Genomic DNA, 21,775 nt, shown 5'->3' with positions numbered 1-21,775 from the left:
ACCTCATGCTTCCTTGCTTATCGTTGTACGGTCTCCATAATGAAAGCTTCGATAACGTCGCCTTCTTTGAGATCATTATATTTATCAAGTGTGATACCGCACTCGTAACCTTGTGCTACTTCTTTGGCATCATCTTTATAACGTTTCAGGGAATCCAGCTTACCTTCGTAAAGGACAATGCCATCACGAATCAGGCGTGCTTCCGCAGAACGCGTAATTTTACCCGAGGTAACCATACAACCAGCGATGGTACCCACTTTACTGATGGAGAACGTGCTCCGAACTTCAGCATGACCGATAACTTTTTCTTTGTAGATCGGATCAAGCATACCTTTCATCGCTTGTTCAATTTCTTCGATAACACTGTAGATCACGCGATGCAGACGAATGTCTACTTGCTCTTGATCTGCAGTTGATTTCGCCTGGTTATCAGGACGAACGTTGAAACCGATCACGATAGCATTGGATGCTGCAGCTAAAATGATGTCGGATTCTGTGATTGCACCAGCGCCGCTATGAATGATTTTCACGCGTACACCTTCAACTTCGATCTTCGCAAGGGAACCTTTCAATGCTTCAACCGAACCTTGTACATCACCTTTGATGATTACGTTCAGATCTTTGATCTCTCCATCTTTGATGTGCTGGAACAGATCATCCAACGTCACACGAGTATGCGTACCCAGATCGGATTCGCGTTGCGTGATCGAACGTTTGTCAGCGATGGAACGCGCTTTGCGCTCATCTTCAAACACCATGAATGGATCTCCCGCACCTGGAACTTCAGTCAGACCTGTGATTTCTACAGGTGTTGAAGGCCCAGCTTCTTTCAATTTGCGACCTTTGTCATTGACCATCGCACGAACACGACCGAAGCAGTTACCTGCAACGAAAGCATCGCCGACTTTCAATGTACCGTGCTGTACGAGGATACGTGCAACTGGGCCACGTCCTTTATCCAACTCGGCTTCAATCACTGTACCACGGGCACGTTTGTCCGGGTTCGCTTTGTATTCGTTCACTTCTGCAACCAGCAGAATCATTTCAAGCAGACCTTCCAGACCCATTCTTTGTTTCGCTGACACGTTAACAAAGATGGTATCTCCGCCCCACTCTTCAGGAACGAGTTCATAGCTGGTTAATTCTTGTTTCACTTTGTCTGGATCAGCGCCCGGCTTGTCAATTTTGTTGACAGCCACGATGATTGGTAGCCCAGCAGCTTTGGCATGGTTAATCGCCTCAATGGTCTGTGGCATAACACCGTCATCCGCAGCTACGACAATAATTGTCATATCCGTAACTTGTGCGCCACGTGCACGCATCGCTGTAAACGCTTCGTGACCCGGAGTATCCAGGAACGTGATCTTTTTGTTGTTAATTTCAACTTGATATGCACCGATATGTTGCGTGATTCCGCCTGCTTCGCCATCGGATACATTCGTGGAACGAATCGCATCCAGCAAAGTAGTTTTACCATGGTCAACGTGACCCATGATCGTAACTACTGGTGGACGAGCCTGCAAGTCAGCAGCATCATCATTCTCTTCCAGTGTTTCGAAACGGTCATCTTCAAGCACAATCTTCACTTCAACCTCAACACCGAATTCACCTGAAAGCAGAAGGATCGTTTCGATATCAAGCTCTTGGTTGATTGTTGCCATAACGCCCATAGCGATGAGCTTTTTGATAACTTCGGAAGCATCCTTATGGAGCAACTTCGCTGTTTCACCAACGGTCATATCACCACGAACGATGATTTTCTTAGGTGTGTTATCAATTTTCTCACGTTGTTGGTACTGTTGTTGATTTCTGTTGCGGTTATTCTTGCCACCACGGTTACCACGGAAGTTGCCGCCACGGTTGTCATCATAACGACGTCCACCGCCACCGCTGTTCGAACGGTTACCACTATTGTTGTTGTTGCCAGTAGTACCACCTGGGCCGCTTCTACGTTGGCCTTGTCCTTGGCTCTGACCTTGGCCACCACTACGGTTGCCAGCAGTACCTGTATTACCACCGCTGTTAGGGCCTGAAGTTCTTACTTGACCGCCACCGCTGTTATTCGGACGTTGACCCGTTCCTTGCGGACGGGATGCAGTACTGCTTTGTCCACCTTGAGCTGGTCTTGGACGGTTAGTTGATTGTCCTCCTTGGCTTGAGCCTTGGGAAGAGTTCGTTCTGTTACGGCTATCTTGGCCGCTGGGTCTTTGGGTGCCATTGTTATTGTTGGAATTTGGTCTATTGTTCATACCTACCTGCTTTTCCTGTTGTATTTTTGTTTGTACGGGACTACCGGATGGGTTACTGCTCTTCGGCGTGTTCACTCCGCCGGCCGGCTTGTTGCTGTCCACTGGTTTGTCACTGCGCACTGCCGAAGTAGCAACTGGTTTTGCATCGTTGCCTTGTTTCGAAGCAGCAGTGGATTTTATATCTTTAAAAAATTGTTCCACCTTACCGACTGAACCATTCTCCATGACACTCATATGATTGTTTACGGGAATTTCCAGCTTTTTAAGAATGGTTATAATTTCTTTACTACTCATATTAAGGGACTTCGCATATTCATAAACTCGCAATTTATCCTTGTTTTCCTGTTTACTCAATATACTCCACCTCCGACATTATACCGACTTGCTTGGAGATCATTTTTGCAAACCCTCGATCCGTTACTGCAAGAACAACACGCGTGTCTTTACCGATACTTGAACCCAAACTATCCCGGTCAAATCCGATCAACAGAGGAACCTTATAAGTTCCGCATTTATCGCGAAATTTCTTTTGTGTATTGGCTGAGGCGTCACCCGCAACAATAACCATTTTAGCTTCGGAAGAACGGATCGCTTTAAGTACAATTTCTTCACCTGTTACAAGTTTACCTGCACGCATAGAGAGTCCCAAATAAGACAGCGTTTTAATATTAGTCATGTTCACGCTCCTGTGCTGCTTTGAATTCATCCTCAACCGCGATGAAATCAGCTGCTAATTGCTCGTAAATTTCAGGTGAGACTTTGCCTTTTAACGCCCGATCCAAAGCCCGGTTTTTGAGTGCGAGCTTAAAACAGGACTCTTTGCCGCATAAATAGGCACCACGTCCGGATTTTTTGCCAGTCAAATCGATCAGCACTTCATCCTCTGGCGTTTTAACAATGCGAATCAGCTGCTTTTTGGGCATCATTTCTTGGCATGCCACACATTTGCGCAGCGGCACTTTTTTTGGTTTCATACGTCAGCGCCCCCCGTACTTTACTTTAGTCGACGGAGACGGAATCCTGATGCATTTCAGAAGAAGAATCTTTTTCTCTGCCGAATTCCTGTTCCGCCTGGCTCTCGCTCTTAATGTCGATTTTCCAGCCGGTTAATTTGGCTGCTAATCTGGCATTTTGGCCTTTGATACCAATTGCGAGCGACAGTTGATAGTCCGGAACGATAACCCGAGCCATCTTTTCTTCCTCAAATACATGAACTTCCAATACTTTGGAAGGACTCAGTGCATTAGCAACATATTCGTCTACCTGATCGGAGAAACGAACAATGTCGATTTTTTCACCGCGCAGCTCACCCACAATGGTCTGCACGCGCATTCCCCTAGGACCTACACAAGATCCAACTGGATCAACTTCCTCGTTGCGGGAGTGAACGGCAATCTTGGAGCGGAACCCTGCTTCGCGAGCGACGGAGCGAATTTCAACTACACCGTCAAAGATCTCAGGCACTTCCAGTTCAAAGAGACGTTTCAAGAGGCCCGGATGGGTACGGGACAAAATGATTTGCGGCCCTTTTGTCGTATTCTCGACCTTGGTGATATACGCCTTAATACGGTCACCATGAACAAACTTCTCGTTCGGCATCAATTCGGTCAGCGGTAAAGCCGCTTCGATTTTGCCCAGATCGATGTAGATATTGCGCAAATCCTGACGCTGCACCACTCCCGTAACGATATCTTCTTCCTTATCTACGAAAGCGTTGTAGATCAGGCCGCGTTCGGCTTCACGAATCCGCTGGGTCACTACCTGTTTGGCAGTTTGTGCCGCGATACGTCCGAAATCACGCGGCGTAACTTCAATCTCCGCAATATCTTCCAACTGGAAGTGTGGGTTGATTTCTCGTGCAGCAGGCAATGAAATTTCGGTACGTGAATCCAGGACTTCTTCCACGATCAATTTACGGGCATACACCCGAATAACTCCCGTATTACGGTTCATGTCAACACGCACATTCTGGGCCGTGTTGAAATTCCGCTTGTAGCTGGAAATTAGTGCAGCCTCGATCGCTTCAAACAGCACATCCTTGCTGATCCCTTTTTCCCGTTCCAATTCATTCATTGCTTCAATAAAATCCATACTCATGAATGTTGATCCCCCTTTCAAACATGGCATCTCATACGTAAAACGGCGAAAGGCTCTGAACTCATGAGCACCTTGCCGTTATCGTGAGATGTGTCTTTTTCATTAATAAAGTGAACAAGGCACTTAAAACAAAATAGCTAGGCGCGCACTGGCAACCTTATCATAAGAAATGGCATGCTGTTTTTTGCCTGCTTCGATCACGAGTTCATCGTTATCAAAGGAAAGCAGCTTGCCTTCAAATTCCTTCAATCCGTTCACCGGCTCGTAGGTTGTAACAAAAACATTTTTGCCTACAGCTTTGGTAACGTCCTCAGGTTTTTTCAGTGGACGCTCCGCACCGGGAGAAGACACTTCAAGGAAATAGATGGTTGGAATCGGATCGTTCTCATCCAGCTTAGCGCTCAGCTTTTCGCTGATCAAGACACAATCGTCGATGTCGATGCCACCCTCTTTGTCGACATACACCCGTAAAAACCAGTTGCTGCCTTCTTTGACGTATTCGATGTCAACCAGCTCGAAGCCTTGTTCGTTCAAGTAGGGTTGGATCATTTCTTCCACGGTAGATTTAATGTTCGTTGTGCTCAAAACCAATAACCTCCAACTTAGGTTACACCAGCAAAAAAGCACTGGCAGATTATTCAATACCCAAGATTCTTGTATACCAAAGACTAAAGAGTGGGTTTCCCCACTCTTTAGAAATTCGTACTATCTCGTTCACTTCAAAAATTATAACATAGTCTGGTAATAGTGACAAGTAAGCGATGCTTCAGGCAGTTTACTTACTAATGAAGGAAAAATTACGTTCCCCCAACAATCGCTATCGTTAGATCCAAATTCAATCCTAGAAAAGGGAAAGCTGATTGCTCTCTGGCAAGCCACGGAAACATCCCATATTCGACAGGAGTTCAACAATGGTCTTACTTGCTTTCGACTTCTGCTGGAAGTCTTCCACCGACAGGAATTCACCATGATCTCTTGCCGCAGCGATATTGCGAGCAGCGTTATCCCCGATTCCTGCCAAAGCTGAAAATGGAGGGATTAGTGATTTTCCGTCAACGATGAACTTCGTCGCTTCCGAACGATATAAGTCAATAGGTTTCAGCGAGAATCCGCGAGCTGCCATTTCCAGACCCATTTCAAGGACAGGTAACATGTTTTTCTCTTTTGGAGGTGCCTGGAAACCTAATTGCTCAATTTCCGTAATTTTGCGATAGATCGCGTCATATCCCTGACACATCAGTTCGATATCGATCTCATCCGCCCGTACCGTAAAGTAGGTTGCGTAATATTCAATCGGATGATATAGCTTGAAGAATGCCGTACGTACTGCGGAAATAACATAAGCGGCCGCGTGAGCCTTCGGGAACATGTACTGGATTTTGAGGCACGAATCAATGTACCATTGAGGCACTTTACAATTCTTCATCTCGTCAATCCATTCCTGTGGCAGACCTCGTCCCTTACGAACACTCTCGGTAATCTTAAAGGCCAAACTTGCGTCCATTCCCGTTTTATAGATCAGGAATAACATGATATCATCCCGACAACCAATTACCGTCTTAATGTTACACGTTCCGTTCTTAATCAGATCCTGAGCGTTTCCAAGCCATACCCCTGTACCATGAGACAATCCGGAAATCTGCAATAAATCGGCAAAAGACGTCGGCTGGGATTCAACAAGCATCTGACGTACAAACTTCGTTCCCATCTCTGGCACGCCAAACGTTGCGACTGGCGACCTAATCTGTTCCGGTGTAACACCCAGAGCTTCGGTTGAGTTAAACATGCTCATGACTTTCGGATCATTCATCGGAATGGTCGTTGGATCGACACCTGTCAAATCCTGCAACATCCGCATCATAGTTGGGTCATCGTGCCCCAGAATATCAAGTTTCAGCAAGTTCTCTTCAAAAGCATGATAATCAAAGTGTGTCGTTTTCCACTCCGCATTAACGTCGTCAGCCGGAAACTGAACAGGTGTAACGTCTTCGACCTCGATATAATCAGGTACTACGACAATACCGCCGGGATGCTGTCCAGTACTCCGTTTCACCCCAGTACAGCCAGAGGCCAAACGATTCAATTCAGCTCCACGCCATTTCTTCTGATGCTGTTCCTCATACTTCTTGGCAAAACCAAATGCTGTTTTCTCAGCCACCGTACCAATGGTCCCTGCACGGAAAACACTTTTCTCACTAAATAGCACTTTCGTGTAGTTATGTGCGTGAGGCTGATAATCACCAGAGAAGTTCAAGTCAATATCGGGAACTTTATCTCCTTTAAATCCAAGGAAGGTCTCAAACGGAATATCCTGGCCTTCTCCTTTAAGTGTGCCACCACAATCCGGACACTCTTTCTCTGGAAGGTCAAATCCACTTCGAACACTGCCGTCCAGGAACCACTCGCTGTGTTTGCATTCTGAATTCACACAAATATAATGAGCAGGTAGTGGATTAACCTCGGATATACCCAGGAATGTAGCAACAACAGAGGAGCCAACCGATCCCCGCGAACCTACCAGATAACCATCCTGATTCGATTTTTTAACCAAGCGTTCCGAGATCAGATAGTTGGCAGAAAAACCGTATTTAATAATTGGAATGAGCTCTTTCTCTAGTCGTGCAACGATTACTTCTGGTAATTCCTCGCCATAGATAGACTTGGCAGTGTCATAGCAGGTATTACGGATTTCTTCGTCCGCACCTTCCAGAATTGGAGTAAACAGTTTGTCCGGGAATAACTTAATTTCCTCAAATCGATCAGACAACTCCACCGTATTTGTAACAACGACTTCGTAAGCTTTATCTTGGCCCAGGAACTGGAACTCTTCCAGCATTTCCTCTGTCGTTCTGAAATGTGCATCCGGTTTACGTTGATCTTTGAGCGGACTAAAACCTGTAATTCCATGAATGGTGATATCCCGATATAACTTGTCACGCGGTTCCAAATAGTGCACGTTACCTGTGGCTATGACTGGTTTATTAAATTTTGCGCCTATATCAATGACTTTACGGATCGCTGTTTTGATTTCTTCGGGTGTAGCCACCAACCCTTTATCCACCAAATGCATATACATGGTAAGTGGTTGAATCTCCAGTATGTCATAGAACTCAGCGATCTCTTCCGCTTCTTCGAGCGATTTGTTAAGCACCGCTTCGAAAAACTCCCCTTTTTCACAGCCCGATATAATAACAAGGCCTTCACGCAAATTAATCAGTTTTGATTTGGGAATGCACGGTACCCGCTTGAAATGTTCCGTATGAGAGAGAGATACCAGCTTGTATAGATTTTTCTTACCGACATCATTCAATGCATAGATTCCACAATGGAAAGGTCTTGTATTCGACAAGTCGACACCTACATAATCGTTCAAGCGATCAAGCCTCGTTAACCCTTTCATCTGAGCAGCATCATTTAATAATCCGATCAGTATACCCGCGAGTGCAACCGTATCATCAATGGCACGGTGATGACTTTCGAGTCCGACCTTATATTTATCCGCCATCGTATTCAGACGGTGGTTCTTATTTTTTGGAAATAACAATCTCGCCAGTTCCAATGTGTCAAGGACCGGGTTAGGAAGCTCTGGCAATCCAATTTGCTTCAGGGAAGCCTGGATAAAGCCCATATCAAAACGTGCATTATGCGCAACAAGCACACCATCACCAGCAAACTGCACAAACTCACGAATAACAGGCTCCAGCTCAGGTGCGTCTTTTACCATGTCATCATTAATATTGGTCAACTGCTGAATGTTGTAGGGAATGCGTTCATGCGGATTCACAAACGTTGCAAACCGGTCGATTTCTTTACCATCTTGCATCTTCACGGCTGCAATCTCAATGATTTTGTTCTGTGTTACCGACAAACCTGTGGTCTCGATATCAAATACGATGTATGTTGCTGTTTGGAGATCCAATGGCTGAGGAGCCATTACAACGGCAACAGAGTCATTCACGACATTGGCCTCAAGGCCGTAGATCATTTTAATCCCGTTTTTCTTAGCAGCCTTGGAAGCCTCGGGATATACCTGCACCCCACCATGATCACTGACAGCAATCGCTTTATGTCCCCACTCCGCTGCCATTTTCACGTATTTGTCGATTGAAGTTACAGCATCCATCGTACTCATCGTAGAGTGCAAATGGAACTCCACCCGTTTCTCTGGTGCATTATCTTTGCGAGACGGCGGTGCTTTCACTTCAATCAGGTCCGATGGAATCATGGCCAGTTCAGGAATTTGCATAAACCGGTCATATTCTACACGACCACGCACCTTCACCCATTTACCATTAGCCAGCAAACTGAGAATTTTTACATCCTCTTTTGTTTTGGCAAACATCTTCATTTGCATGGAGTCCGTGAAGTCGGTTAGGTAGAAGGTAAACAACGTATTTCCGTTTCGCAATTCTTTACGATCCAGTCCAAACACTGAACCTTGAAGCGTGACCTTTTTCTCTTCATCCTGGATTTCCTGCATGGGTACTGCTGGCTCCTTGATGTCATAACCCATTTGCAAACGCAGATCACCCTGCTCCTCATCCACCGGGATTTCTGTGTCCACTTCACTCATCATCTTCTCGATGACCTCAAGTTCCTCTACACGTTTTTGGGCCTGGAACTGTTCCATGGCCTCTTTATTACTGCCCACTTCACCCACTTGCATCTTGATACGAAGAGGTAAATGAAAGTATTTGTCATAGAATTTTGTAATAGCCTGATCAATCTGTTTCTTACGAGCCAATTCCATCGACGTTGCATCACTCATTGTCAGTTGTAGGAGATCCTCTTCACATTCAAAGGTTGTCCGGTTCATCCAACCATTTACAGATGGAATCTCACGGGTAACCCACTCCAGAAACAGATTCCAATATTCACTGACGATATCACCATTTTGTACTTGGTCCGTGTATTTGAAGCCAAATGAAATTTTGGCGATATGATTCATCTTCTCTTGAATATGCAGGCAAAATGTGCGATAGATTGGAGCGGGTACCAACGTATCCTTTGCAATCAGAATATTCCATTCCCGATTACTTCGATTGGTCTCTACTTGTTCAATCCATCCATCCAAAAAATAGGGCTCTAACAGACCAGCCGGAAGCTCTGCCTGTTTCATCAACAACTCAAACCGTTTTCTCTTCTCCTCGAATCCGCTCATCGTGTTCCTCCTTGTACCCCCTTAAAGCATGAAAAGCCCCTGCATTCAAAAATGTCACCGATCCGAACTCGCACCGACTCATTTTATCCGACAGAAGCTCTCCATTCATTACTTAAACGGTGAATAAGTGCTTTTCGTCAAGTTAACCTGACTTAGTATGCTCTTGCAAACACAACCGTGTGTTCTGCCTGTTCACCACAAGCCAGGCACGTATGCTTTTCTTCCGCAGGCTGGAACGGAATGTTCCGGCTTGTTGCACCTGTAACTTCTCTTACTTTATCTTCGCAAGTTTCCGAACCGCACCATCCGGCCAGTGTAAACCCGCGTTTATTTTCCATCAGTTCTTTCATCTCATCGAGTGTATCCACGGAGTAGAAGTTATCCGACATAAATGTGCGAGCACGCTCTAACATATCTACCTGGATCTGTGTCAGCATAGCCTGGATCTCTTCTACCAGGTTCGCTTGTTCTACCACTTTCTTCTCACCTGTGATCCGTGATACGAGTACACAAACGCCATTTTCCATATCACGTGGACCAATCTCCAGACGAATCGGAACACCGCGCATCTCGTATTCATTGAATTTCCAACCCGGGCGAACATCGCTGCGATCATCCATTTTCACACGGACTCCAGCTTTTTTCAACTCAGTGAACAATTCATCTGCACGCCCAACCACAGCATCACGCGTTTTCGGAGGTCCAATTGGAATCATGACCACTTGAGTCGGTGCTACTTTAGGAGGAAGTACGAGACCACGGTCATCTCCATGAACCATAATTAATGCACCGATCAAACGTGTGCTTACTCCCCATGAAGTAGTGTAAGCTAGCTCGAGCACATTATTCCGGCTAAGATACTGGATTTCAAATGCTTTTGCAAAGTTCGTTCCCATATAGTGAGATGTACCTGCTTGTACAGCACGTCCATCCTTCATCATGGCTTCAATCGAGTACGTATCCACCGCACCCGCAAACTTCTCGGACTTGGTTTTCTGACCCACAATTACAGGAATAGCCAAGTATTCCTCAACCACTTCACGATAAATCTCCAGCATTTTCATCGTTTCTTCACGTGCTTCTTCTTCCGTCTCATGCGCTGTATGACCTTCCTGCCACAGGAACTCACTTGTGCGAAGGAAAGGCAACGTTCTTTTTTCCCAACGAACTACGTTAGCCCACTGGTTGATCAGTACCGGAAGATCACGATAAGACTGAATCCACTTGGAATACATGTGACCAATAATCGTTTCGGATGTAGGACGGATTGCCAGACGTTCTTCCAGCTTCTCTCCGCCAGCTTCCGTTACCCATGGTAATTCAGGGTTAAAACCTTCCACGTGCTCTTTTTCCTTTTGAAAGAAGCTCTCAGGAATGAACATCGGGAAGTATGCGTTGCGATGACCCGTTTCCCGGAAACGACGATCCAACTCATCCTTAATATGTTCCCAGATTTCAAATCCGTCTGGTTTGAACACAATACAACCGCGTACGGGTGCATAGTCCATGAGATCAGCTTTTTTGATAACATCAATGTACCAGCGTGAGAAATCCTCACCCTGTGGTGTGATTTCAGTCACGAACTGTTTATCATTTTCCTTTGACATAAGACTCCAGCGTCCTCCCATAACGACTATCTCTGAATTTCCAGAGCGTAGTCCAACCGTAATTATCCGTTAATTAAACGTAATATATCATTGTAAGTTACTGCCAGCATCAACACAAACAACATCGCAAATCCGATGAAATGCACCATGCCTTCGCGATTGGGATCAACAGGTCTGCCGCGCAGCGCTTCAATTCCCAAAAATACCAGACGACTGCCGTCCAGTGCAGGTATTGGTAGCAGGTTGAAAATCCCAAGGTATAGACTCAAAATCGCTGCCCATCTCGTTAACTGCTCAATCCCTTGTTTAGCAATTTGCCCTGTCACTTCAAATGTACGAACTGGACCACCAATATCATCCATGTTGAATTGATTGATCAGATGTTTAAAACCTTCAAATATTATTTTGGTTGTATCAACCATGGCCACGCCTGAGACTTTAAATGTCTCTACAAATCCAACAGATCGGGTTGGTAACGTAGGTACGATTCCCACTTTACCGCCCTCTTGTCCTTCTACAGCACGTGGAGTAATCGTTATATTAAACGTATCCGAACCCCGGCGCAGCGTCCATTCCATCGGCTTATCTTTGGAATCGGCAATCATCGACACCATTTTTTGTGAATCTGTACCAATAGCAGTACCATTGATGGTTTCGATAATATCGCCCTTTTGCAGGTTCGCCTGATCGGCTGCTCCACCTTCAAGCACTTCACCAATTACAAGATTTTTTGGATTTTCCACCGGAACTCCTGCCATTTGCGCATATACAGCAAACAGCACAAAGGCCAAGATAAAGTTCATGAGTGGGCCCGCAAAAATAGCCAATGCACGCTGTCCAACAGTTTTGCTGCCGAATTGACGATCTTTCGGTGCAATCTGCGTTTGTTTACCACGACTTACCAACATTGCTTGAGGATGAATACGATACTCCTGAATCTCTCCATCTACATCGAGTTGAAGCTTCAGCGCTCTCTCCATATCAATGGAGATGACTTCACCACGTATTACATTTTTACGGTTATCCAGCTGGTCCAGATAGATCATCTTCACCTGGTCATCCGCTGATCTTACCGCAATGGTCTGTCCTTCCTGGATCTCTACCAGTTCCGGATCTTCCCCTGCCATCCGTGCATATCCACCAAAAGGCAACAAACGCAATGTAAACTGGGTCTCGTTTCTTTTATATGAGAACAATTTGGGACCAAAACCGATCGCAAACTCCCGTACAAGAATACCGGCGCGTTTGGCAAAATAATAATGCCCCCATTCATGAACCGTCACGATGACAAAGAACATGAGCACCGTTAGAAATACCACTTGTATGGTTTCCAATCCCTATCCATCCTCCTTCACGGCACATACCGCAGTCTGTCCCTCTAGATTATCATTATTCTCTGATGCCGCACAAGAGAATCACTTCTTCCAATTTGTAATGAAAAAAGAGATTACAGACTGGCCGCAAGCTTACGGCTCTCCTGATCACAACGCGCGATCTCCTGCAGATCAGGCTCGTCCACATTGTGGTGTGCTTCCAGCACAGAAGCAATAATATCTTCTATTTTAAGGAATGAAATCTCTTTACGCAAGAAACGGGCTACAGCAACCTCATTGGCTGCATTAAACGCCGTTGTTGCGGTTCCTCCCATTTTACCACACTCATATGCCATTCTTAAACACGGGAACCGTTCCAAATCCATCTCACGGAAATGTAATTTCCCAGCTTGAGCAAGAGACAGGCGCTGTGCCGGTGATGGCAAGCGGTCAGGGTAAGTCAGTGCATATTGAATGGGCACACGCATATCAGGATTCCCCAGTTGTGCGATGATGCTTGTGTCATCAAATTCCACATAGGAATGAATAACACTCTCTGGGTGAAGCAATACATTAATCTGATCATATCGAAGACCAAATAACCAATGTGCTTCAATGACCTCAAGTCCCTTGTTAACCATCGTTGCCGAGTCTATCGTGATTTTGGAGCCCATTGACCAATTTGGATGTTTAAGTGCATCCTCTATAGTCACGCTCTTCAACTGTTCACGGGTAAGATCACGGAATGATCCGCCTGAAGCGGTGAGCGTGATGCCTGTCAGGCGTTCTCTGTTTTCACCATTTAAACATTGGAATATCGCAGAGTGCTCACTATCAACGGGCAGTAAAGAGACTCCTTTGGCAGCCGCTCTTGTCGTGACGATATGCCCCGCTGTAACCAATGTCTCCTTGTTGGCCAGTCCGATCTGTTTGCCTGCGTCTATGGCAGCAAGCGTTGACTCCAATCCAACACTGCCCACCACCGCTGTAACAACCGTATGCGCATCGGTTCCTGCCGCAACTTCTACGAGTCCTTCGTTGCCATAAAATAGTTGCGTTCCTGCTGGCAAATGTGGAGCTATCTTCTCCGCCAGTTCTTTGGACCCCACTGATACTTTCTTCGGCCGGTAACGTTTGGTTTGTTCAATCAGCAGGTCTGTATTGCCTCCGGCAGCCAGTCCCTCCACTTGAAAGAGTTCTGGATGCATGTCAACTACATCCAGTGTCTGGGTTCCAATGGAACCGGTTGACCCGAGAATCGCAATTTTTTTCATGCTGCACCTCATCTTTAATTATCCAATGCCTACGGCGAACAATGCTGTTATCTCAGACTCATGTTCTTCTTTAGTAGGGCAGTAGCATTAGTATATGTACGAATGGAAAAACAACAATCCAGCTGTCGCACCGATCAAGAATGCCTCCATGCCCTGGGAGAAGACTGCCTGAATCCTTGATATTATATACACGTTTGTATGCAGACTGGATCAAGTCACCCATCTGACCTACAACTGCACAGGCAATTCCGATCACAATCGCTCTCTGCCAGGAAAGCAAACCATCTGATACTAATGCAAAAATAACAGAAGTAACAATTGCAATTACGATGCCACCCAGTGCACCCTCTATAGTCTTGTTTGGACTGATGGAAGGCCACAGTTTGTTTTTACCAATGAGTTTCCCTACAAAATAAGCTCCTGCATCACTGGCCCATATGGAGCCCAGCAACAGGAACGTCCAGAACAACCCATGAAGCAGATGTCTGGATTCTGCAATGTAATAGAAACCGATCCCTATATACAATACGCCAAGGAAAAGCATCGCTACTGTATTCACGGGAACCTTATTTTTGGTGACAACCGAAGCTGTCATCAGTACAAGCATTACTATCCAGATGACCTGAAATAAGGATAGCGGTCTTGCCTCCCAAAGCATTTCCCAAGGAAACACAATGGCAAACACACCAGTATATCCAATCAGGGCCACACCTGAAAAAGGCATCACCCCGGTCATTTTAACAAATTCATAATAACCGATGAGAGCCATAAGCAATACCAAACCATGGTACCAGGGTCCGCCCAGCATGCAAAAACCTAAAAACAACACACCTGCTATGATTCCTGTCGTTAGTCGCTGTTTCAACGGCTTCATCCTCCATCTATTTCAAACCGCCGTAACGCCTTGTTCTGCGCTGATATTCGGCTACTGCTTCAAGCAAATGCTTTTTGCCAAATTCGGGCCAGTATATATCCGTAAACCATAATTCACTATATGCAAGCTGCCAAAGCATAAAGTTGCTTAATCTCAACTCTCCGCTCGTCCGGATCAGCAGATCCGGATCAGGCATGTCAACCGTCAGCATATGTCTATCAATGAGTTCAGGTGTTATATCCTCTGCCGATAGTTCCCCCGATTTCACCTGCAGAGCGATCTGTTTAACACAGTCCGTCATTTCACGACGACTTCCATAGTTCATTGCAAAATTCAAAACGAGACCTGTATTATGTTCCGTAAGACGAATGGCTTCCCGCAAGGCATTAATGGTATGAGAAGGTAAATGTTCCTCTTGACCCATCATGCGAATGCGCACATTTTTTTCTATAAGTTCATCCAGCTCTATGGCTAGAAATTCTTGCGGAAGTCGCATCAGAAAATCCACTTCTTCTTTTGGACGCGTCCAGTTTTCTGTCGAAAAAGCGTACATCGTCAGATATTTGATGCCCAGTTCATCCGCCGCGATGGTCGCACGTTTGACCGCCTTCATGCCATTTTGGTGCCCGGCTATACGCGGGAGTCCCAAACGTTTGGCCCATCGTCCATTGCCGTCCATGATGATGGCGACGTGCTGCGGGATATTGTCCTCGGATATAGTCAGCGTTTCCTGCTTGTCAGCCCCATTCCACCACGACCGAACCCGTTTGATCATTCCTGTTCCTCCAAAATCCCTGAAGTTTCTTTATCTGAAGCTTGGAAAAAGAGACAAAACCCCACCGTATTGGAGGGGCTGCGCTTGTCTTACACTTCCATGATTTCTTTTTCTTTGGCAGCGAGTACCTTATCGACTTCAGCAATAAACTTGTCGGTCGATTTTTGGATATCGTCCTGATGTCTCCGGGATTCATCCTCGGAAATATCTGACTTTTCCAATTTTTTGATGTCATCATTCGCATCACGGCGAATGTTACGAATCGCTACTTTACCTTCTTCACCGAACTTCTTCGTCAGCTTAACAAGTTCCGCTCTACGTTCTTCCGTCAATGCCGGAATAGACAAACGGATCATGCTACCATCATTGGCTGGAGTAAGACCCAGATCCGATTTCATGATGGCACGCTCGATGTCACCCATGGAGGATTTGTCCCAAGGCTGAATCATCAGTGTACGGGAATCCGGAGTACTGATATTAGCGAGTTGATTCAATGGCGTCATTGCTCCATAATACTCTACCTGAATTCGGTCCAGAAGAGCTGGAGTTGCACGGCCTGCACGCAAAGTAGCCAGGTCACGACGCAATGCTTGAATTGCTTTTTCCATACGCTCTTCGGCATGTTGTTTAACCGCTTGTGGCATTAATCTACACTCCCTTTAACGATTGTTCCGATACGTTCGCCCAGAACAACACGTTTGATGTTACCTTGTTCCGTAATGGCAAATACGATCAACGGGATGTTGTTGTCCTTACAAAGCGAGGATGCCGTTGAATCCATTACACCAAGGTCTTTGTTAAGAATATCCATGTAAGTCAACTGATCAAATTTCACAGCTGTACTGTCCTTAAACGGATCTGCTGAGTATACACCATCAACTTTATTTTTGGCCATCAAGATAACTTCTGCTTCAATCTCCGCTGCGCGCAGTGCTGCTGTTGTATCCGTGGAAAAGAACGGGTTACCTGTACCTGCTGCAAAAATAACGACCCGGCCTTTCTCCAGATGGCGAATAGCTCTACGACGAATATAAGGCTCTGCAATCTGTTGCATTGCAATAGATGTCTGTACACGCGTAGGCACTTCAATCTGTTCCAAAGCATCCTGCAGTGCCAGCGAGTTCATTACTGTTGCCAGCATACCCATATAATCGGCAGTTGCACGATCGATGCCGTTTTCACTACCGGCAATTCCACGCCAGATGTTTCCGCCGCCACATACAATAGCAACCTGTACACCAAGTGCAACAACCTCTTTTACCTGTTGGGCAATCGACGAGATCGTATCTGCATCAATACCGTAGCCGTTTTGACCGGAAAGAGACTCTCCGCTGACCTTTAAGACAACACGTTTAAATACTGGCTGTTCCAATTATTCACCCTCCACTTTGAATCGAACACGCTTGGTGTTCAACCAACAAAACTTCTCGCGCATGGCCTCCTGCTTAAAAAGAAAGGAACACAGTTGTGTTCCGCTCTTTTAGGAAAAACGTTTAACCGGTAAGGCACTGTTTTCCTGAGATATAAGGGAGTTTACGCTTCGAAGTTTCATCATTCTTATATCTTCGAAAATCAATTCTGCTCGCCGGTTTATAGAAACCGTCTTATTTGTTTACTTGGGACATAACTTCTTCTACGAAGTTATCTACTTTTTTCTCAAGACCTTCACCCAGTTCGTAACGAACGAAACGACGGATGGAGATATTTTCACCAATTTGGCTGATTTTTTCGTTCAGCAATTGAGAGATCGTTTTGTCTGGATCTTTAACAAAAGTTTGTTCCAGCAGGCAGTACTCTTCGTAGTATTTACCGATACGGCCTTCAACCATTTTTTCAATGATTTTCTCTGGTTTGCCTTCGTTAAGAGCTTGAGCTTTCAGGATTTCTTTTTCTTTTTCCAGCTCATCTGCAGGAACTTCTTCGCGTGTAACGAATTTAGGATTAGCTGCAGCGATTTGCATAGCTACATCTTTAACGAAATCCTTAAATTGATCCGTTTTACCAACGAAGTCTGTTTCACAGTTAACTTCAACCAAGACACCAATACGTCCACCAGCGTGGATGTAAGATTCAACAACGCCTTCAGTTGCTGCACGGCCTGCTTTGCTTGCTGCTGCAGAAAGACCTTTCTCACGCAACAATTCAGCTGCTTTTGTTACATCACCGTTTGCTTCTTCCAGTGCTTTTTTGCAATCGAGCATACCAGCGCCCGTTCTTTCGCGAAGTTCTTTTACTGCACTCGCATTAACTGCCATTATAAATTCCCTCCAACATTAAGTATTGTACGTACACTCTAAAAAAAGGGCAGTGAGAGGTTATCCACCTGCCAACCACCCTTTTCATTTAGTTTATAACATATGTTCGAATCTATTAAGCGGAAGTTTCTTCGCCTTGGTTAGCTTCGATTACAGCATCAGCCATTTTACCTGTCAGCAATTTAACAGCGCGGATCGCGTCGTCATTACCTGGGATAACATAATCGATCTCATCCGGATCGCAGTTAGTATCAACGATACCAACAATTGGGATACCCAATTTGCGAGCTTCCGCAACAGCGATACGCTCTTTGCGTGGATCGATGATGAACAGGGCGCTTGGCAGGCCTTTCATATTTTTAATACCGCCCAAGAATTTCTCCAGACGATCTTTTTCTTTGCGAAGCAAGATAACTTCTTTTTTAGGCAATACAGCGAATGTACCGTCTTCTTCCCAAGCTTCCAACTGTTTCAAACGATCAATACGTTTTTGAATAGTTTGGAAGTTAGTCAGGGTACCGCCAAGCCAGCGTTGGTTAATGTAAAATTGACCAGCACGTTCAGCTTCTTCTTTAACGGAATCTTGAGCTTGTTTCTTAGTACCCACGAAAAGAATTGTACCATTCTCTCCTGCGATTCCTTTAACGAAGTTGTAAGCCTCTTCGACTTTTTTCACCGTCTTTTGCAAGTCGATGATATAAATTCCGTTTCTTTCAGTGAAGATATAACGATCCATTTTTGGGTTCCAACGACGAGTTTGGTGACCGAAGTGTACCCCAGCTTCGAGAAGCTGCTTCATGGAGATTACTGCCATCTTCACACACCTCCTAATATGGTTTTTATTGTGTCCTCCGCCGGCATCATTTTTCGCCAAGACTCTCCATAAGGAAAGCACCCTCAACAAAATTAGCACATGCGTGTGTTTTAACACCGTTATCTAATATATCACAACTGATTGTCTGATGCAACAGTCTTTGAAGCTAAAATCTACTTTTTACTTTTTGCTAGTATCGAATCATTTTAAACTTGATATGTAAATCAACACTAATTATTATCAAGCTTTGAAAATGCACCGTTTAATACGCAAAAACCGCCCTGTCCGAGCATGCTCAGTTTGACGGTTCTTTCGTAATTTTTGTGATAATGGATTTGAAACTTTCACCTTTTTCAAGCGCATAAGTACCCACTTGGATTTTGGTATTGATTCGCTCAGCTTTGCCAGCCTTTATGAATGCTTGAGCATCATCTACGATTCCCGCGGTTTTTAGATTTGCTGCAACGATCGCCAGACTATTGCCTGAACGTACTTTGAATGATACTGTTGCGCCTTTCGGATTGCTCGGCGTTACAGGTTCTGTTGTCTTCGGCTCAGTTATCTCTTTCTGCCCTTCAACTTCACTTGCAGCAGGCTCTTGTGGCTTCTCAGGCTCTGCAGGTGTCTCCGTAGAGGTTACTGTCTCAGGTGGCGTTGCTGTATTCCCCTGCAACTCACTGCTCTCCTGCTTTTTCTTTGCTACCCACTCTGCTTCTGTGTATAGTTCCTCTTCAGAACCGACCAACTTCATATCCAAGGTTTTTGCGGCCGTTTCAAGCTGTTCTTTGGTCATATTGGCAGTCTGCTCGGGGTCCAGATTACTATCGGATAATGCATTTTGTCCGACTGTGGCCAGTTGAAGCAAAACTGCACCAATAATCATGCCGCTCCCCAGACCAATCCATAAGGATCGCTTGTCCATGACTTAGCTTTCCTCCCGTTCTGCCAGTTGCAGTATTAACTGTACCTCACCACGCTGAATGCCTGTCTGCTTGGATATGGCATCCATCGACTTACCTTCAGCATGTAGAGTAAAGAGTTCTGCATATCGATCTTTAATCGATTCACGCCCAGGCAAAGATTCGACTTCACTGGTCTGTTGGTCTGCTTCTAACGCCTGCTGGGCCGCCTCTGCTTGTACACTTTTCACGAGCGCTTGTGCTTGCAAACCTTCGGAAGATTGTACGGATACATTACCGGAGTGTGGAACAGGTGATGCGACAGGTTCATTCTTTTTGCTCTGCTCCAGCTGATCCAACCGCTGCTGTAATTCCTGAAGTTGCAATTGCATACGTTGATCGGCTGCTGTCGCTTCTCCCTTCATTTCAGCCACACGTTGAATAAGAGCATCATTATCATTTTCGATCTCGGTCATGTAGTGTTCAAGCGTAGATTCCATCTCCTGCACCAGTTGATGCCCAGGCTCTTGCGCCTTGTTTTTACGAGGCATGATACAAGCGTAGGCGATGGCGCAAGCCCCTAATATGACAATAATGATCCATGGTGACAAATTGGGTTCTCTCCTTCTGATTCAACCATCGGTGCGCAAGACTGCATGTCCATAACAACCATTTATTATAAAGACAGATCTATGTGTTTTCCTTTGTACGGGTGCTCTGCAGGTTTAACAGTTTCTTGAGCCTGAGCAGTCTCCTGTCCATCGGAACCACTCTGCTGATCCCCCTCATGGGTATGACCATCACGCACCGAAGTCTGTGAAGTTTCGTCCATTGCTTCACTTCGTTGCCTTGCTTCATTTGCTTCTTTCGACGTTTGCTCTGCCAAAAGATTCTGATCCGTAATCGGTCGCTGCTGGGCTTCACTTTGATAACGTCCCGCTTCACTTGTTCGTGGTACCGCAATCTGCAACTCCACTGCTTTGAAACTCATACGCTCACCTCACGGTTTCGAATGGATTTCTTCCTGTGCCTGAATGCTGTACTTAAACGTATGGAACCATCGTAATATCACCATCGTGATAATAAAATGAAATTCGACTCACTGGATCTTTAATAAATTTCGTGTATCTGCCGATAACTATTTTAGAGCCTCCATAAATCATCTTCAGAATATCAACACGAGCCTTACTTGTATCTTCAAGTGCCTTTTCAATTTCAAAGATACGCATTTTCGTTTCTTCACTTATACGAAGAGCAGATTTCTGCGTAGCATTCAGCTTGATTCGCATCGACATCTTATCTGGAGTTAGTTGTCCAGCGGCAGCTAATTGATCCAGCAATGTCAAAGCTTTCTTCGTTTTGTCCAAGGAATCCATCTGCTCTCTGACTTCCTTGCGCAAATCATTGAGTTCGTTACGCAGCTTTGGCAGCACACCAACTTCAATGGAAGTGACCGTGGACATGCTGTTGCCCACAACACGCGCTGAGACGTTCTGACCAGCCTGGATCGAGCCACCAACGATAAGACCCTTGGTTCCCGCACAGATGACACCATGGCCAGCACGAATATTGGAATGCATAATACTTTGGGAAACCAGAACATCTTCACCGGCATCTACGTTGCCTTCTTGAATGAAAGTACATTTAACATTATGGCCTGCTTGTACCAGTCCTTTGTTATAACCAATAATACCACCGGTAATTTCGATTGAGCCGCCTGCTTCCAGTTCAGCTCCTTCGACACCTCCGACGACACGAATGTCACCTGCTGCTTTTACTTTAAATCCGGTAAGTACATTGCCTCGTATGACAACTGTGCCTACAAAGTCGATATTACCGTTATTGTAGTCAACGTCACCATTGACTTCATAAACCGGAAACACATTCAGTTTGTTACCGTCCGTTTTGGTAACCAGCCCATCCAGTGCAGCATACATCGCAGAACCATCCGGGTTAATCACAACGTTTTTCCCAACTTTAAACCGAGCTTCTTTTCCCGGTCGATAAGGAATTTCCTCACCCGTTACTGCCCTGCCTGGTATGCCATCGCTAGGAGCGATCCGCTCTGCAATAATCTGACCACTACGGACATTGTTTAACCGGGTCACTTCTTTGTAATCGACAGTTCCATCTTCCGATTCCAGTGGTCGTCGTTCATTCGTATCGTCCATTCCAACTAGAACCTTGATGAAGCCATCTGTTCCTTGAATGGGAGCGACACCTTCTGCAATTTTGTATTTATCTTTCAAATAGGTTTCAGGGTTGTTCACAAAAAGTAATAATGCCTCTCGCGATACACCTTGTTTGATGCCCTTGTTTGCCACAAATTGTTCAAGTTCATCGATCGTGCAGGCAAAGCCTTCTTCCTCTTTGGAAAATTCAAGGTAGGCTGTGCATTTGTCGTCCGATAAAACAATGTTTAAACATTGTTCCAAAGCAGTCCGCTGTGTCACCGCA

The 21,775-nt window shown here is 45.4% G+C and carries 19 protein-coding genes; all 19 read right to left on the bottom strand.

All coding sequences use genetic code 11. The annotated features are described in order from the left end of the window. Positions 1-17: 17 nt before the first annotated feature. The 19 genes from infB to MKY44_RS09835 all read right to left on the bottom strand — a co-directional run bounded on the left by infB (position 18) and on the right by MKY44_RS09835 (position 21,771). Positions 18-2,603: a translation initiation factor IF-2 gene (gene infB, locus MKY44_RS09925; protein WP_341006922.1), complete on the bottom strand. Its 2,586-nt coding sequence runs from the start codon at positions 2,601-2,603 to the stop codon at positions 18-20. Next, positions 2,596-2,925, bottom strand: coding sequence for a L7Ae/L30e/S12e/Gadd45 family ribosomal protein (locus tag MKY44_RS09920; protein WP_017689142.1), 330 nt, complete (start codon positions 2,923-2,925; stop codon positions 2,596-2,598). Before MKY44_RS09920 ends, infB begins: the two co-directional genes overlap by 8 nt. Further along, positions 2,918-3,223, bottom strand: coding sequence for an RNase P modulator RnpM (gene rnpM, locus MKY44_RS09915; RefSeq protein ID WP_017689143.1), 306 nt, complete (start codon positions 3,221-3,223; stop codon positions 2,918-2,920). Before rnpM ends, MKY44_RS09920 begins: the two co-directional genes overlap by 8 nt. Positions 3,224-3,248: 25 nt before the next feature. Further along, positions 3,249-4,346 (bottom strand): transcription termination factor NusA, encoded by a 1,098-nt coding sequence (nusA, locus tag MKY44_RS09910; protein WP_047842500.1) that lies wholly within the window; start codon positions 4,344-4,346, stop codon positions 3,249-3,251. A gap of 123 nt (positions 4,347-4,469) precedes the next feature. Further along, positions 4,470-4,931: a ribosome maturation factor RimP gene (rimP, locus tag MKY44_RS09905; protein ID WP_341006921.1), complete on the bottom strand. Its 462-nt coding sequence runs from the start codon at positions 4,929-4,931 to the stop codon at positions 4,470-4,472. Positions 4,932-5,187: 256 nt separating this feature from the next. Next, entirely contained in the window at positions 5,188-9,507 is a 4,320-nt protein-coding gene (locus tag MKY44_RS09900) for a PolC-type DNA polymerase III (RefSeq protein ID WP_341006920.1), read from the bottom strand. A 152-nt stretch (positions 9,508-9,659) separates the two neighbouring features. Then, positions 9,660-11,114 (bottom strand): proline--tRNA ligase, encoded by a 1,455-nt coding sequence (gene proS / locus MKY44_RS09895; protein WP_074094579.1) that lies wholly within the window; start codon positions 11,112-11,114, stop codon positions 9,660-9,662. A 62-nt stretch (positions 11,115-11,176) separates the two neighbouring features. Further along, complete coding sequence (gene rseP / locus MKY44_RS09890; RefSeq protein ID WP_341006919.1) at positions 11,177-12,448, bottom strand: RIP metalloprotease RseP; 1,272 nt, start codon at positions 12,446-12,448, stop codon at positions 11,177-11,179. Positions 12,449-12,561: 113 nt separating this feature from the next. Continuing rightward, positions 12,562-13,701, bottom strand: coding sequence for a 1-deoxy-D-xylulose-5-phosphate reductoisomerase (locus tag MKY44_RS09885; protein ID WP_341006918.1), 1,140 nt, complete (start codon positions 13,699-13,701; stop codon positions 12,562-12,564). A 70-nt stretch (positions 13,702-13,771) separates the two neighbouring features. After that, positions 13,772-14,566 carry a phosphatidate cytidylyltransferase gene (locus MKY44_RS09880; RefSeq protein ID WP_341006917.1) on the bottom strand — a complete coding sequence of 265 codons (795 nt, stop codon included), beginning with the start codon at positions 14,564-14,566 and terminating at the stop codon, positions 13,772-13,774. A gap of 16 nt (positions 14,567-14,582) precedes the next feature. Then, on the bottom strand, positions 14,583-15,350 hold the full coding sequence (locus MKY44_RS09875; RefSeq protein WP_017689151.1) for an isoprenyl transferase: 768 nt from the start codon (positions 15,348-15,350) through the stop codon (positions 14,583-14,585). An 89-nt stretch (positions 15,351-15,439) separates the two neighbouring features. Further along, positions 15,440-15,994 (bottom strand): ribosome recycling factor, encoded by a 555-nt coding sequence (frr, locus tag MKY44_RS09870; RefSeq protein WP_341006916.1) that lies wholly within the window; start codon positions 15,992-15,994, stop codon positions 15,440-15,442. Next, entirely contained in the window at positions 15,994-16,722 is a 729-nt protein-coding gene (pyrH, locus tag MKY44_RS09865) for a UMP kinase (protein ID WP_017689153.1), read from the bottom strand. Before pyrH ends, frr begins: the two co-directional genes overlap by 1 nt. Positions 16,723-16,954: 232 nt before the next feature. After that, positions 16,955-17,605, bottom strand: coding sequence for a translation elongation factor Ts (tsf, locus tag MKY44_RS09860; protein WP_036609326.1), 651 nt, complete (start codon positions 17,603-17,605; stop codon positions 16,955-16,957). A 115-nt stretch (positions 17,606-17,720) separates the two neighbouring features. Then, positions 17,721-18,419 carry a 30S ribosomal protein S2 gene (gene rpsB, locus MKY44_RS09855; protein WP_047842496.1) on the bottom strand — a complete coding sequence of 233 codons (699 nt, stop codon included), beginning with the start codon at positions 18,417-18,419 and terminating at the stop codon, positions 17,721-17,723. 295 nt (positions 18,420-18,714) lie between these two features. Next, complete coding sequence (locus tag MKY44_RS09850) at positions 18,715-19,341, bottom strand: hypothetical protein (RefSeq protein ID WP_341006915.1); 627 nt, start codon at positions 19,339-19,341, stop codon at positions 18,715-18,717. Positions 19,342-19,344: 3 nt separating this feature from the next. After that, entirely contained in the window at positions 19,345-19,929 is a 585-nt protein-coding gene (locus MKY44_RS09845; RefSeq protein WP_341006914.1) for a hypothetical protein, read from the bottom strand. A gap of 65 nt (positions 19,930-19,994) precedes the next feature. Then, on the bottom strand, positions 19,995-20,309 hold the full coding sequence (locus tag MKY44_RS09840; protein WP_341006913.1) for a hypothetical protein: 315 nt from the start codon (positions 20,307-20,309) through the stop codon (positions 19,995-19,997). A gap of 52 nt (positions 20,310-20,361) precedes the next feature. Continuing rightward, on the bottom strand, positions 20,362-21,771 hold the full coding sequence (locus MKY44_RS09835; RefSeq protein ID WP_307543222.1) for a DUF342 domain-containing protein: 1,410 nt from the start codon (positions 21,769-21,771) through the stop codon (positions 20,362-20,364). Positions 21,772-21,775 lie beyond the last annotated feature (4 nt).

This window comes from Paenibacillus sp. FSL R7-0026 (assembly GCF_038004485.1).
In the GTDB taxonomy this organism is placed as follows: domain Bacteria; phylum Bacillota; class Bacilli; order Paenibacillales; family Paenibacillaceae; genus Paenibacillus; species Paenibacillus xylanexedens_A.
The sequence above is the reverse complement of the archived record's forward strand: the minus strand, read 5'-3'. Positions and strand labels throughout refer to the sequence as shown.